Raw genomic sequence first — 14,430 nt, forward strand, 5'->3', positions numbered from 1 at the left:
TTATTTCTAGGATAATTTTTTTGTTATTCAACTTATATTTGTTGAGGAATTATAAAAAAACTAAAAAATAGATGAGATTGTTTTTCATAATATTATTTGTAATGCCTATTGAGATTTATTGCCAATCAAATTTTGAAAAAGGTGAAAAACTATTTACTCAAGAAAAATATACTTTAGCCAAGCCTATTTTTATTGATTTTTTAAGAGAAAATCCTAATCATTTAAAGACAATTGAATATTTAGGAGATATTGCTGGACATTTGAAAGATTGGGACAATGCTATTTTATACTACAATAAATTAAAACAAGGAAATCCAAAAGAGGCAAATTACTATTATAAATATGGTGGTGCTTTGGGAATGAAAGCTAAAGACTCCAACAAATTCAAAGCACTTGGAATGATAGGCGAAGTTAAAGAATCCTTTGAGAAAGCAATTGAATTAAATCCAAGGCACATTGAAGCACGTTGGGCTTTAATTGAAATATATCTTCAATTACCAGGAATTGTTGGAGGTAGCGAAAAGAAAGCTTCAAGTTATGCCAATCAATTATTAAAACTTTCTCAAGTTGATGGATTTTTAGCCAAAGGATATATTGATGAATATTTTGACAGATACAATTCAGCAGAAACAAATTATCTGAAAGCACATGCAATAGGCAATTCTAATACAACATTTCAAAAGTTGTTCAATTTGTATAAAAACAAAATGAATAAACCACAAAAAGCAGAAGAATTTAAAAATCAATTTATAAAATAAATGCGTACACATTTCATTGCTATTGGCGGTGCAGCGATGCACAATTTGGCTTTAGCATTACATAACAAAGGATATAAAGTTACAGGTAGTGATGATGCTATTTTTGAACCTTCAAAATCACGATTAGAAAAAAAAGGTCTTTTACCAGAAGAATTTGGTTGGTTCTCAGAAAAAATCACTTCAGATATTGAAGCAATTATTTTAGGAATGCATGCTAAAGCAGATAATCCCGAATTGTTGAAAGCAAAAGAATTGGGCTTAAAAATTTATTCTTATCCTGAGTTTTTATACGAACAATCCAAAAATAAAACACGTGTAGTTATTGGTGGTTCGCATGGAAAAACAACCATTACTTCCATGATTTTACACGTAATGCATTATCATAATATTGAAGTTGATTATATGGTTGGCGCACAATTAGAAGGATTTGATACGATGGTTCATCTTACTGAAGATAATGATTTTATTGTTTTAGAAGGCGATGAATATCTTTCTTCTCCAATTGATAGAAGACCAAAATTTCATTTGTATCAACCTAATATTGCCTTACTTTCAGGAATTGCTTGGGATCATATTAATGTGTTTCCAACTTTTGAGAACTATGTAGAACAATTTGAAATTTTTGTAAATCAAATTACCAAAGGTGGTATTTTGGTCTATAATGAAGAAGATGAAACTGTAAAGAAAGTAGCTGAAGAGACAATGAATACCATCAGAAGAATTTCCTTTCAAACACCTAATTATAAAGTGGAAGATGGAACTACTTTATTAGAAACTCCAGAAGGTTTTATGCCAATTGAAGTTTTTGGAGCACACAATCTGAATAATTTAGCTGGAGCTAAATGGATTTGCCAAAATATGGGTGTTGATGAAGCCGATTTTTATGAAGCTATTGCCAGTTTTAAAGGCGCAAGCAAACGATTGGAAAAAATTGCAGAAGGAAAAGGAAAAGTAGCCTACAAAGATTTTGCCCATTCGCCAAGTAAAGTTTCAGCGACCACAAAAGCAGTTAAAAATCAATATCCCGATAGAACTTTAGTGGCTTGTTTAGAATTGCATACTTACAGTAGTTTAAACGCCGAGTTTTTGAAAGAATATGAAGGTGCGCTTGATGCTGCCGATGTTGCCGTAGTTTTTTATTCTCCAGATGCAGTAAAAATAAAACAGCTACAAGAAGTAACCTATGACCAAATCGCACAATCTTTCAAACGAGATGATTTAATTATTTATACTAACCCAGCGGAGTTCAAAGATTTTCTTTTTAAGTATGATTTGAATAATTCAGCACTATTATTAATGAGTTCTGGGAATTATGGCGGATTGAATTTTGATGAGGTGAAAGGTTTGATTACTTCCAATATTTAAAATGTCCAACAATTTCATAACTGAACAAACAATCTTCCAAAACTTGTCCGCCGCCAACATTATGAACAATCAAAGGTCGTTTTCCATCTTTTGATTTTTTATTAGTAATAATGCCAATGTGAGGTAATTTTCCGTTAATCATCCAAGTGATAATTTCACCAGTTTTGTAATCGTTTGCGTTTTGAGTAACAGTTAATTTTTGACCTTTTCTAGTGAAAAATGTTTCTAAATTTGGAACTCGTCTATGGTCAATGTTTGTATCGGTAGATTTTAAACCCCAAGTTTTTGGATATTTACTAAAATTAGTTTTCATGTCTTCATGAACTTCTTTTTGTAAATCAATTCCAAGTTTTCGGTAAGTTCTAATTACAACATCGGTACAAACTCCTGTTTTTGCAGGTACATCACCATTAGGATATTTAATGGAAATATAACTCGGAGTATATACTACGCTTGCATCAATTATAGAAATAGCAGCATCAGAAAGTTTTTCTTCAAATGTTTTTGTTGGAATTATAAAAAACGAACAAACAATTAGTAAAAAATAAAAGGGTTTCATACATTTATACTTTATTTATAAACGAATAAAGCGCTAATTTAGTATACATTTGGAACCAACAAATTTTTCCATAAAACATTGGGCAGAAGACGATAAACCTCGTGAAAAGCTTATGCTGAAAGGCAAACAAGCTTTGAGCGATGCCGAGTTGATTGCTATTTTAATTGGTTCGGGAAGTAGAAATGAAAGTGCAGTCGAATTGAGCAAACGCATTTTAGCAAGTGTCGATAATAATCTGAATGCCTTAGGAAAATTATCATTAAAACAATTGATGGAGTTTAAAGGAATAGGCGAAGCGAAGGCAATTTCTATTGCAGCAGCATTAGAATTAGGAAGAAGACGTAGAGCAGAAGAAACTCTCGAATTGAAAAAAATCACATCAAGCAAAGCCGTTTTTGAAATCATGCAACCCATAATTGGCGAGTTACCACATGAAGAATTTTGGGTGTTGTATTTAAACAATTCTAATAAAGTAGTTTACAAAGCACAACTTTCAAAAGGCGGAATCACAGGAACTGTTGTTGATGTTCGGCTAATTTTTAAAACGGCTTTAGAGCAAAACGCAACTTCAATAATTTTATCTCACAATCATCCATCAGGAAAATTACAAGCCAGTGATGCTGATTTAGAAATTACTGAGAAATTAAAATTAGCAGGAAGTCAGTTGGATGTTAAAGTGTTAGACCATATAATAATAACTGAAAACGGATATTTAAGTTTTCAAGATGAAGGAATTTTTTAATGATGAAAGATACGATTACTGATATTTTTTTCGACTTAGACCATACACTTTGGGATTTTGACAAAAATTCCATTTTAGCATTCGATAAAATTTTCAAGAAACAGCATCCAACAATTGATACCAATGCATTTATTGAAATTTATGCACCAATAAATCAAGCGTGTTGGAAATTGTATCAGTTTGATAAAATTACTCATGAAGAACTGCGTTATCAAAGGCTGAAGCAATCATTTGACGCAATGAACTATGCTATTTCAGATGAAGATATTAATCAAATTAGTATTGATTATATTAATTTTTTACCCGATAACAACCAACTTTTTGATGGTGCAATAGAAGTTTTAAACTATTTGAAACCAAATTATAATTTACACATAATAACAAATGGTTTTGCTGAAGTTCAAACCAGAAAATTAAGTAATTCTGGAATTCAAAATTATTTTAAAACAGTTACCAATTCTGAAATGGCTGGAGTTAAAAAACCACATCCAAACATATTTGAATTTGCGCTATCTTTGGCAAAGGTTTCAAAAAATAATGCGTTAATGATTGGCGATTGTATTGATGCAGATGTTCGTGGCGCAATAAATTTTGGTATAAAAGCAATACTATTTGACGAAACCTCAAAGCATAATGAAACCGATGTATTAACGATTAATCATTTGTCAGAATTAAAAAATATATTATAACTATGAAAAGAATTTTTTTGCTACTTACACTTTTAACTTTTAAAATATTTTCGCAAAGTGTTAATGACTATAAATATGTAATTGTTCCAACAAAATTTGATTTTTTGAAAGAAGAAGATAAGTATAACTTGAATACTTCAACTAGATTATTACTCGAAAAATATGGTTTTGAAGTTTTTATGAATAATCAAGATATGCCAACAGATATAGCGAATAATAGATGTAAATCATTAACAGCTGATATAATTAATGAGAGTTCTCTTTTTGTCACTAAATTGAAAATTGTTCTAAAAGATTGTAAAGACAATATAGTGTTTGAATCTGAATCTGGGAAAAGTAGAGAAAAGCAATTTGCTCAAGCCTATAATCTTGCGTTTAGAGATGCCGCAAAATCATTTGAATCATTGAATTATAAGTATAGTGGTGAAAACAAAATAGGAACTGATTTAGTTGAAACCAAAGCAAAAGTAGTTGAAGAAACTAAGGTTGTTGAGCCTTATGCATTATCTTCCGATAACCCAGAAATCTTTTATTTTGCTCAACCGATTGCCAATGGATTTCAAGTCGTAAACAACGAACCAAGAGTGATTATGCGATTGTTTAATACGTCGCAAAAAAATGTTTATATCGGTGTCAAAGGTGATACAAATGGAGTAGTTATAACTAAAAACGGAAAGTGGTTTTTTGAGTATTATGAAAAAGGTAATTTAGTTTCCGAACCTATCAACTTGAGATTTTAACTAATAACCATATTTATCTTTCCATCGATTTTTAAGAAATTCTCTGGTGCCATTTTCTCTAGAATTATTTCCTGGATTGTAGAACTTGGTTTCTTTTATTTCTTCGGGTAAATATTCTTGCTCAGAAAAATTATTGGCATAGTTATGTGAATATTGATATTCTTCTCCATAACCCAATTCTTTCATCAATTTTGTTGGGGCATTTCGCAAATGAATTGGAACCGATAAATCGCCCGTTTGTTTTACCATTTGCTGAGCTTCATTTATTGCCATATAACTAGCATTACTTTTAGGTGATGTTGCCAAATAAACAGCACATTGACTCAAGATAATTCTACTTTCAGGATTTCCAATGGTTGAAACCGCTTGAAAAGTATTGTTGGCCATAATAAATGCCGTTGGATTAGCGTTGCCAATATCTTCACTAGAAAGAATCAACATACGACGCGCAATAAATTTTACATCTTCGCCGCCTTCAATCATTCTGGCTAACCAATAAACAGCACCATTTGGATCGCTTCCTCGGATAGATTTTATAAAAGCCGAAACAATATCATAATGTTGTTCTCCTGTTTTATCATAAAGCACCGTGTTTTGTTGCACCAAATCCAAAACTTTTTGATTGGTAATGATAATTTGACCTTCAGAACTGGCGTTTACCACAAGTTCAAAAATATTTAATAGTTTGCGTCCATCACCACCAGAAAGTCGCAATAAAGCTTCGGTTTCCTTTAGTTTTATTTTTTTGGTCGAAATAATACTATCTTTTTTCATCGCTCGATGTAAAAGTGCAATCAAATCATTCTTTGAAAAAGGATTTAAAACATACACCTGACAACGTGACAATAAAGCAGGAATAACTTCAAAACTTGGATTTTCGGTGGTAGCTCCAATTAATGTAATCCAACCTTTTTCGACAGCAGCTAACAATGAATCTTGTTGCGATTTGCTAAAACGATGAATCTCATCTATGAAAAGAATTGGATTTTTAGCCGTAAATAATCCGCCGCTTTGTTTGGCTTTTTCAATAACATCGCGAATGTCTTTTACACCACTATTGATGGCGCTTAATTCATAAAACGGACGATTGCTTTGCTTGGCAATAATTTGTGCAAGCGTAGTTTTTCCAGTTCCGGGCGAACCCCAAAATATCATCGATGGAATAATTCCTTTTTTAATTTGTTGTGTTAGCGAACCATTTTCGCCTACTAGATGCAGCTGACTGATATAGTCTTCTAGTTTTTGTGGACGTATACGTTCTGCTAAAGGAGTTTCCATGAAAATTTATTCAAAATGGGTATGCACAAATTTAATTATATTCATCTGTTATAAAACCATTTTTTAGCGAATATTTCAATAGGGTAGCGCTTTTAAGGCGCAATTGAAGTTATTAACAATTTTTACCCGAAACCTTCCTGCACCCGTGCGACAAACTTTCGGGAAAGCACAAAACCTTCTTGCAGTGTAGCTAGAAGTTTTCGGGCAATATCGAAGGTTCTTTGCGGTACTGTTTGGATCTTTCGGGCAGAAAAGTAGTCAGGTATGACAAATTAGCATTAAATTTAGATTGGCTAGATTATTGAAAACAGATTTGCAATAAAATTTCCTATGAACGAACAAAATCATTTCAAGTTTACACCTTCCGTTTGGATTGTTCCAACGTTATTGTTAATGCTAATTTGGACCGTCTTTTTGATGGAAGATAAGTATAATGTAAGCTTCACAGAGTTCGGTATCTATTCAAGAACGATTTCTGGAATGAAAGGAATACTTTTAAGTCCGTTTCTTCATGGCGATTTCAATCATATAGCTAGCAACTCCATTCCGTTATTTGTATTATCGGTTGCTTTGATTTATTTCTACAGAAATCTATCGCTCAAAGTGTTGATTTATGGAGTTCTTTTATCGGGATTAATTACATGGATTATTGGTAGAAACTCCTATCACATCGGCGCAAGTGGTTTGATTTATGTGTTGGTTTCATTTATTTTTTTCAAAGGAGTAATGACCAAATACTATCGTTTAATGGCTTTATCATTGGCTGTAGTAATGGTTTATGGTGGAATGATATGGTATGTTTTTCCCGAAATTGATACTAAAATTTCTTGGGAAGGACATTTGGCTGGATTGATTACCGGATTTGCTTTTGCGGTGTATTATAAAACTCCAGACTATGTTAAATCAATTCAATACGATTGGGAAAAACCCGATTTTAATCCTGAGGAAGATGCTTTTATGAAACGATTTGATGAAAATGGAAATTTTGTTAATCCACCAAAAGAGGAAGATATTCCAGATGAAAATAATGCTACCGCAACGGTTAAATATGTTTATAACTATAAAGAAACCAAAAAAGATTAACTTCTTTGTCTAACGGTTTCATATAAAAATGCACCACAAGCCACCGAAACATTTAAAGAACCAATAGTTCCAAACATAGGTAACTTAGCTTTTTCATCAACAATTTTCAAAACAGATGGATTAATTCCTCGGTCTTCGCTTCCCATAATGATGGCAACAGGTTCGTTCAAAGAAATATTATAGATGTTTTGGTCTGTTTTTTCAGTAGCAGCAACCGTTTTTATACCAGAAGCTTGAAGGTGAAAAATAGCGTCTTTAATATGATCAACTTTGCAAATTGGAATGTTGAAAACAGCACCCGCAGAAGTTTTAACCGTATCACCATTAACAGGAGCAGAACCTTGTTTCTGAATAATTATTCCATCAACTCCAGTGCATTCTGCAGTTCTGATAATAGCACCAAAATTACGAGCATCTGATAATTGGTCAAGAATTAAGAAGAAAGGTTTTTTACCGCTATCGATAACATTTTCTATTAAATTTTCAATTTCAACAAAACCAATTGGTGATATTGTAGCAACAGCACCTTGATGATTATTAGAAGTAAATCTATTAAGTTTTTCAACTGGAACATAGGAGAAGTTGATGCTTTTTTGTTTCATCACTTTCATTAACTCCTTCATTAAATCGCCTTGAACATCTTTCTGAATAAACACTTTATCAATTACAGTTCCTGATTGTATCGCTTCTATAATAGCTCTAATTCCAAATATTTGCTGGTCTTTTTTCATGAGGCAAAGATATAAAAAAACCACCCGCAATTGCGAGTGGTTTTACTGTATTGAAATAATTTAATTATAACGTTAGAGCTGGCCAATTATTACCGTCAGTTCTTGTTATAGTTGTATCACCATATTCTCCATAATCATTTTCCCAATGGAAAGACATTGAAGATCCATTAATAACTAAATTACTTAATGTAAACACTTCACCATATTGATCTTCGCCATCATAAGATAAAGTTCCACATTGCACTTTGAAACTTACTCCAGTAGCAATATTTCCTGGACCATAAAGCCCAATCCAGCCACCAAAAGAAGCATCTGACAATTCATAAACACCAGCAGCAGTTTCTGTTAATGTAACAGAACCGGTTAAAGGACCAGCAGCTGACTCTCCAGTTGGAGCAGAAACGTTAGTTGTGCTAAAAGTACAAGTTCCAGCTAAGTCAGAGTAACAATCTTCAATAGTAAATGTTACAGTTTTTGATTCAATAGAAGCGTTTGATGTATTAACATTACTAATTTGTAATGTAACAGTTTCATCACCTTCTTCTTCCGTATCATTTAAGATACTTATTGTACCTGTTCCTGTTGTTGAATATGCAGGGATTATTACTTCATGATCAAAACTAAAGTCTTCATCTTCAGTTGCAGTTCCATCAACAACTTTTACACTAACATGTATATCAACTACTTGAGGTTTATCTAAAGTAATAGTATACGAATATGTGTCTTCAAATCCTTCTTTAACAGTCTGAGTAGCTGCCAAAGTACCATCAAAAGTGATTGTTCCAACCACGTCTTCGGCAACTTCTAGATTACTATAACCAGTAGCATCATCTTTATCACAGTTGGTGAATAATACTGCAACTAATGCTAGTGTTGTAAATAAATTTGCTTTAAATATTTTTTTCATACTTTCTATTATTAGTCTACAATTTTTTCCATTACTTGATAAAATGTTCTAGGTCCAGAACCAGGTGTATAATATCCAAAAGACATTACTAATTGATCTTTACCATTAACATCATCTCTAATTACAAAGTTAGAATTACCACAATTTACATCAGACATATCACCAGGATTTGTTAAGCATGTAATAAAAGGTTGAGCATTGCCTTGTTGTGCAACTCCATCAGGTGTTGTTGCAGGATAACCAATTATGTCATTAGAGTCGATTGTGAAATAATAATCTCCACCCGTTGCTGTACTTGTATTTTCGAATGGGCCAAAATATTTTTTAACTCTATAAGTCGTTGAATTTACTGATTCAACTGTAGTTTCTGCAGGCCAATCAGCTTCAGTGTAAGTTAACACACCAATTCTGTAATAAAATCCACTTATACATTTATATGTTCCAGCAAAACGAGTCCCAACAGCTACTTTTATTCTTTGCGCATTTTCATGTAATTTGTCGTTAGAAGTATGGCTAACAAAAATTAATTCCCAATAATCACCAATGTTTAAATTACTGTCATCATCCGGTAAACCAGCCCCATTAACGGTTAAACCATTTCTTAATTCATCATAAGTGAAAGTAAAAGACGTATTTTCAACTTGATTAACGTTAGGGAAAGTGAAAGATTTTAATAATACTGTTTCTGATGAAACACCATCTGTGTTTGTGAATTTTTTATATACATCTACTGACAATGTTTGCACTTCACCTTGAAATACACTTATGTCCGCAGTGTATTCAAAATCATTACCATTACCTACTACATAAGCTAATGTAGACTTTTTGTAAGTTAACAAACCGCCTTCGTTTTCATTACCAGTATGTGTATCGTAATTATCATCCGAACATGATACAACTCCTAGAGTTGTAATCATCATTAATAAATAAGTTATTTTTTTCATAATCATTTTTTTTTAATTCATCCACCAAACTTTTGAAAGCATTGAATCTCCTTGATCTAATGTAGAAACTGCAGCTTGATAGTTTTCCTGATTGTAGTTTTGAGTGTCAGTAGAGAAATAAAATCTTTTTGGGATAGCTGATATTGCTGCATTTACAACAGGAGATAATGTAGGAACTCCTGTTCTTCTCCATTCTGTCCATGCTTCAATACCTTGCCCATAGAGAGTTAACCACATTTGCTCACCAATTTTTGTTCTTCCAATAGTTAATGTAGAAAAATCAATAGTTGGTTGAGATAAATAGGTGCTAATTGCACTTGCAGAAACTCCATTCCATTCCATATTAGCAGTGATACCATTTCTATAATGAGCAACTGCAGTTGTTATCCCACCACTAATGTAACCTTCTAAAGCTGCTTCAGCTAGATATAATTCTACTTGAGAGTAGGATAAAATAACACCTGGTAGTGTAGGATCTAGATATTTTGTGCCAGGTGATGAAAAACCTCCGTAATTTCCAGAATGTTCTTCTCCTGGAATATTTCCAACATATTGTCCTCCGACGTTAAGTTGAGCAAATATTGCTTTTCTAGGATCACTTAAATTGTTTAACTTATCAATTAAAACAGAACTTACTTTATATTCTGCTCTATTACTGTAAACAATTGTTTCATAAAGAGGATTTGCATCAGGTTGTGAAGCAGTATAAACTAATTCAGCTGAATCACTATTTGAAGACATTAATAAACCTGAATTTACTAACGCAGTTAATTCTGTACTTACATCTCTCTTTTTAGAAATTCTCATTAAAACTTTTAACTTTAATGATGCTCCAAACTTTCTCCATTTTGCAACATCACCAGCATATAATAAGTCTGCACTTGCAGTAATTTCTCCACTTCCATTTGCTAAAAGAACATCAGCTTGGTCTAAAAGTGAAAGAATACCATCGTAAACAAATTCTTGAGAATCATGAACTGGTTTTGTGTTACCAGGAACACCTGCTTCAGTAAATGGAACTGGGCCATAAACATCAGTTAAGATTTGGAAAGCGTTTGCCTTCATTATAATAGCAGCAGCTTGAAGATTTGTATTTCCTTCAGCTTCTGCTAAATCTGCAGCTGTACTTGCTTCTGCAATGGAACTAGCATATAAATTTGTCCATAGAGAATTCATTAGTGCTCTTCTAGGGATATACTTTTCTTCATCATTATATTGAACTTTAGACCAATGTTGAGCCCAGCATAATCCCATATCACCACCAATTTGAGCATTGTATAGTGAATTTTGTGTTACAATGATTGCAGAAGTTAACAATAAGTTTGGATCAGTAACATCAGAATCATTTGGAGAGACGTTAATCTCTTCAAAATTATTGTCACAACTTATAACAAGTAGCGTTGTGAATAATAAATAAAATATTTTTTTCATAGTAATTAGAATTTTATATTAATATTAAATCCATAAGTTCTAGCTGATGGCAATTGACCAAATTCTTGACCTTGCTCACCATTTTGATTACTAAATCCTGTTTCTGGATCAATATGAGGTACTTTTTTGTAAAGAAGTGCTAAATTTCTACCGACAACTGAAACTTTAAAATCTTGAATAAATGTACCGTTTAACCATTTTTTAGGCAAAGAATAACCAAAAACTATTTGTCTTAGCTTTACATAACTAGCATCGAAAATACCACTTTCAGTAAAATTAGAGTAATTGTAAGTGTATTGATTAAACGTTTTAGCATCAATAACTACATTATTTGGAGAACCATCAGCTAATACACCGTTGCCAACTAAACCAGTTTCTCTACCAATTAATGACTCTTCTAAAGTACCTGCATATCTACCCCACATATATGACATTGAGAAGATATCTCCACCAATTTTTGCATCGATTAAAGTACTTAAATCAAAGTTTTTATATTTGAAAGTAAAGTTTGCACCACCAGTCCAATCTGGAGTAATGTTACCAAGAACAACTAATTCAGAGTTGTTTACTTTAGGTAAACCATTTTCATATACAATTTGCCCTTGATCATTTCTTGTGTAAGGGAAGCCAACGATAGAACCATAAGCTTCACCTGGTCTTGCTTGTAATTCCATGCCCCATTGACCTCCAAGAGTATAAGAATCAGCTCCACTTAAACTTACAACTTCGTTTTTGTTTTTAGCAAAATTTAAATCAACATCAAAAGAAAAGTCCCCTTTCTTTAAAACTGTTGCTCCTAACTGTAATTCAATACCTTTATTAGTCATTTCTCCAGCATTTTCCCATGAAGAAGTGAAGAATGAAGAAGCTTCAACTTGAATAGGTAAAATCAAATCGGTATTCTTTTGTGAATAATATGTTGCTGAAAAGCGTAATCTATTTTTGAAAGCATTTAAATCTACTCCAAATTCATATCCAGTAGTTGTTTCTGGAACTAAATCTGGATTCCATTGAGTATTAGGTAAATTAGATACTGTACCAAAATTATTGTTAGATAAATCAAAAGTTCTGTTTAAGCTGTATGGTCCTAATGGTCCAGTTCCTCCAACTTTTGACCAACCTGCTCTTAATTTTAGATAATTAACATTACTTTGATTGAACCCTAACATATCAGAAAGTACAAGTGATCCAGAAATTGCAGGATAGAAAAATGAATTGTTTTTTGTTGATAATAAACTAGTCCAATCATTTCTACCCGAAAAATCTAGGAATGCGAAATTTTTATAAGATAATTGGCCAAATCCAAGAACTGAATTAAGTCTTTCTTCATAATAATTACTATCAATGTTTGGTGTAGTTCCTGATTTTACATTTGCTAGAGTATAAAGATTTGGTAATTCTAATCCTCCTGTTAATTCACCTATTTGATTGGTTCTAATTCTTTTTAAAGAGTTCATACCAGCATTTAACGTCAACGATAAATCAGTAGTTAAATTTTTCGTGTACGTTAAAATGGTTTCAGCATTTATTTCAGTATATCTTCTGTTTACTTCTCCATAATATCCATCAGCAAACTCATTTGTGCCTATAGCATTTCTTGAGGTTTCTCTTTGGGTATAATGATCCATCATTAATTTACCATTAACCGAAAGATTATCAGTAAATTTAAAATTTAAGAATGCGCTTCCAGTTATTCTGTCTTGATCAAATGTGTTAATATTTGTTTCTAAGACCCAATAAGGATTGTTTTGGAATACTGTATTCCAGTTTAATGGTGTTCCTTCTGCAGCAGTTCCAACAGGAGCAAGTGGTAAATTTCTCCAATCTTTTAAATCTGTAAATTGTACATTTCTTGCTGACCAAATAAACTGTTGAACCACATTGCCCGCAGAATAACCAACAACGGGTAAATTATCACTTTTGTTGTTAAAATAAGTTACATTAGCTCCAGCAGTAAGTTTTTTTCCAAGCTTCATGCTGCCATTGAATCCAACATTAAATTTTTTAAATTCTGTGAATGGAATCATACCTTTTTCGTCTGAATTTCCAACCGATAATCTCATGCTAGCATTTTCATTTCCATTTACAATAGATATGCTGTTTGTTTGAGTTACACCAGTATTATAAAAATCTTTAACGTTATCAGGATGAGAAACCCAAGGAGTTGGTGCTCCACCATATTTGAAAGAATCCCATTGAACAAACTCTAAACCTCTGTCCAATGCTGGACCCCAACTTTCATCAACACCATCGTTGTATCCGCCACCAGACCCATCAACGAATTCAAAATAATCAGATGTAGCACCTTGCCCATAAGAGTTTTGGTAGTTTGGTAATCTTAAGGGGTTAGAGAAAGTTGTATTTGTGTTAAAAGAAACTTCAAACTTATCTTTTTTGTTTCCTGATTTAGTTGTGATTAACACAACTCCCTTGCTAGCTCTAATTCCATAAAGAGCTGCTGCTGTAGGACCTTTTAGAACAGATATTGATTCAATGTCGTCAGGGTTAATACTTGCAGCTCCATTTGGTAAGTCTCTACCTCCTCCTGAACCGGCGTTTCCATAGTTGGTGTTGTCAAATGGAACTCCATCAATTACAAATAATGCTTCGTTGTTTCCAGTAATTGTTGATGCGCCTCTCAAAACAATTCTTGAAGACGAACCTACAGCACCAGATGAATTTGTAACTTGAACTCCGGCAATTTTACCAGATAGAGCATTTACTAAATTTTGCTCTCTAGCTTCAGTCATAGCTTCACCCTTAATTGACTGGGCTGCATATGTGACTGCTTTTTCGGATTTTTTAACACCTAATGCGGTAACGACAACTCCTTCAAGTTCAACAGCATTATCCGCAAGTTTAACATTAACTGTGGATGTTGAAGCTACAACTTCTTGAGTTTTCATTCCAACGAATGTAAAAATAAGTGTTTGACTTGATGAAGCCTTGATGGAATATTTACCATCGAAATCTGTTTGTGTTCCTAAAGAAGTGCCCTTTACAAGCACGTTAACACCAGGAATTGGTAAACCGCTATTGTCAGTAACAACACCGCTAACAATTCTTTCTTGTGCAAAAGAAATTTGCACTAACAACGCTAGAAACAGCGTTAAAAATCCATTTAACTTTGTTTTCATTATTTAATTTGGTTAAAATTAGTTTCTCAAAAGTCTTAAAAAAAACTTAAAAAACCTAATAAGATA

General features: G+C 32.7%; 13 protein-coding genes. 6 read left to right on the plus strand and 7 right to left on the minus strand.

The window, feature by feature from the left end:
* The first annotated feature begins 71 nt into the window (after nt 1–71).
* Both RN605_RS12615 and RN605_RS12620 read left to right on the plus strand, forming a co-directional pair.
* Nucleotides 72–758 (plus strand): tetratricopeptide repeat protein, encoded by a 687-nt coding sequence (locus RN605_RS12615; protein WP_313356362.1) that lies wholly within the window; start codon nt 72–74, stop codon nt 756–758.
* Nucleotides 759–2,123, plus strand: coding sequence for a UDP-N-acetylmuramate--L-alanine ligase (locus RN605_RS12620; protein ID WP_313325253.1), 1,365 nt, complete (start codon nt 759–761; stop codon nt 2,121–2,123).
* Here the strand turns inward: RN605_RS12620 and RN605_RS12625 are convergent.
* Nucleotides 2,107–2,682, minus strand: coding sequence for a DUF1287 domain-containing protein (locus tag RN605_RS12625; RefSeq protein ID WP_313325254.1), 576 nt, complete (start codon nt 2,680–2,682; stop codon nt 2,107–2,109). The two genes, RN605_RS12620 and RN605_RS12625, sit on opposite strands and share 17 nt — an antisense overlap.
* A 49-nt stretch (nt 2,683–2,731) precedes the next feature.
* Here RN605_RS12625 and radC point away from each other — a divergent pair, with 49 nt between their 5' ends.
* From radC to RN605_RS12640, 3 genes are read left to right on the plus strand one after another with little or no spacing between them, the layout of a single operon-like run.
* Nucleotides 2,732–3,424 (plus strand): RadC family protein, encoded by a 693-nt coding sequence (gene radC / locus RN605_RS12630; protein WP_313325255.1) that lies wholly within the window; start codon nt 2,732–2,734, stop codon nt 3,422–3,424.
* A 2-nt stretch (nt 3,425–3,426) separates the two neighbouring features.
* Nucleotides 3,427–4,113 (plus strand): YjjG family noncanonical pyrimidine nucleotidase, encoded by a 687-nt coding sequence (locus RN605_RS12635; protein ID WP_313325759.1) that lies wholly within the window; start codon nt 3,427–3,429, stop codon nt 4,111–4,113.
* A gap of 2 nt (nt 4,114–4,115) precedes the next feature.
* Entirely contained in the window at nt 4,116–4,853 is a 738-nt protein-coding gene (locus tag RN605_RS12640) for a hypothetical protein (RefSeq protein WP_313325256.1), read from the plus strand.
* Here the strand turns inward: RN605_RS12640 and RN605_RS12645 are convergent, their stop codons facing one another.
* A complete protein-coding gene (locus RN605_RS12645) occupies nt 4,854–6,131 on the minus strand; it encodes a replication-associated recombination protein A (protein ID WP_313325257.1) in 1,278 nt (425 codons plus the stop codon).
* A 330-nt stretch (nt 6,132–6,461) separates the two neighbouring features.
* Here RN605_RS12645 and RN605_RS12650 point away from each other — a divergent pair, with 330 nt between their 5' ends.
* A complete protein-coding gene (locus tag RN605_RS12650) occupies nt 6,462–7,214 on the plus strand; it encodes a rhomboid family intramembrane serine protease (RefSeq protein WP_313325258.1) in 753 nt (250 codons plus the stop codon).
* On the opposite strand, the gene rlmB is transcribed toward RN605_RS12650, so the two are convergent.
* The 5 genes from rlmB to RN605_RS12675 form a co-directional block, all read right to left on the minus strand.
* Nucleotides 7,211–7,945 carry a 23S rRNA (guanosine(2251)-2'-O)-methyltransferase RlmB gene (gene rlmB, locus RN605_RS12655; protein WP_313325259.1) on the minus strand — a complete coding sequence of 245 codons (735 nt, stop codon included), beginning with the start codon at nt 7,943–7,945 and terminating at the stop codon, nt 7,211–7,213. The genes RN605_RS12650 and rlmB overlap by 4 nt on opposite strands.
* Nucleotides 7,946–8,009: 64 nt before the next feature.
* Complete coding sequence (locus RN605_RS12660) at nt 8,010–8,852, minus strand: hypothetical protein (protein WP_313325261.1); 843 nt, start codon at nt 8,850–8,852, stop codon at nt 8,010–8,012.
* A gap of 11 nt (nt 8,853–8,863) precedes the next feature.
* Nucleotides 8,864–9,796 (minus strand): hypothetical protein, encoded by a 933-nt coding sequence (locus RN605_RS12665; RefSeq protein ID WP_313325264.1) that lies wholly within the window; start codon nt 9,794–9,796, stop codon nt 8,864–8,866.
* A gap of 12 nt (nt 9,797–9,808) precedes the next feature.
* Nucleotides 9,809–11,227 carry a SusD/RagB family nutrient-binding outer membrane lipoprotein gene (locus RN605_RS12670; RefSeq protein ID WP_313325265.1) on the minus strand — a complete coding sequence of 473 codons (1,419 nt, stop codon included), beginning with the start codon at nt 11,225–11,227 and terminating at the stop codon, nt 9,809–9,811.
* Nucleotides 11,228–11,232: 5 nt separating this feature from the next.
* Nucleotides 11,233–14,364: a SusC/RagA family TonB-linked outer membrane protein gene (locus tag RN605_RS12675; protein WP_313325267.1), complete on the minus strand. Its 3,132-nt coding sequence runs from the start codon at nt 14,362–14,364 to the stop codon at nt 11,233–11,235.
* Between the last annotated feature and the right edge of the window lie 66 nt (nt 14,365–14,430).

The sequence above is a fragment of the Flavobacterium sp. PMTSA4 genome (assembly GCF_032098525.1).
In the GTDB taxonomy this organism is placed as follows: domain Bacteria; phylum Bacteroidota; class Bacteroidia; order Flavobacteriales; family Flavobacteriaceae; genus Flavobacterium; species Flavobacterium capsici.

Bases quoted from the DNA above. Each gene is read 5' to 3' on its own strand.
- RN605_RS12640 (WP_313325256.1), top strand. From the start codon at position 4,116: ATGAAAAGAATTTTTTTGCTACTTACACTTTTAACTTTTAAAATATTT.
- RN605_RS12675 (WP_313325267.1), bottom strand. From the start codon at position 14,364: ATGAAAACAAAGTTAAATGGATTTTTAACGCTGTTTCTAGCGTTGTTA.
- RN605_RS12635 (WP_313325759.1), top strand. From the start codon at position 3,427: ATGAAAGATACGATTACTGATATTTTTTTCGACTTAGACCATACACTT.
- RN605_RS12645 (WP_313325257.1), bottom strand. From the start codon at position 6,131: ATGGAAACTCCTTTAGCAGAACGTATACGTCCACAAAAACTAGAAGAC.
- RN605_RS12620 (WP_313325253.1), top strand. From the start codon at position 759: ATGCGTACACATTTCATTGCTATTGGCGGTGCAGCGATGCACAATTTG.
- RN605_RS12625 (WP_313325254.1), bottom strand. From the start codon at position 2,682: ATGAAACCCTTTTATTTTTTACTAATTGTTTGTTCGTTTTTTATAATT.
- RN605_RS12650 (WP_313325258.1), top strand. From the start codon at position 6,462: ATGAACGAACAAAATCATTTCAAGTTTACACCTTCCGTTTGGATTGTT.
- RN605_RS12660 (WP_313325261.1), bottom strand. From the start codon at position 8,852: ATGAAAAAAATATTTAAAGCAAATTTATTTACAACACTAGCATTAGTT.
- RN605_RS12670 (WP_313325265.1), bottom strand. From the start codon at position 11,227: ATGAAAAAAATATTTTATTTATTATTCACAACGCTACTTGTTATAAGT.
- RN605_RS12615 (WP_313356362.1), top strand. From the start codon at position 72: ATGAGATTGTTTTTCATAATATTATTTGTAATGCCTATTGAGATTTAT.
- RN605_RS12665 (WP_313325264.1), bottom strand. From the start codon at position 9,796: ATGAAAAAAATAACTTATTTATTAATGATGATTACAACTCTAGGAGTT.
- rlmB (WP_313325259.1), bottom strand. From the start codon at position 7,945: ATGAAAAAAGACCAGCAAATATTTGGAATTAGAGCTATTATAGAAGCG.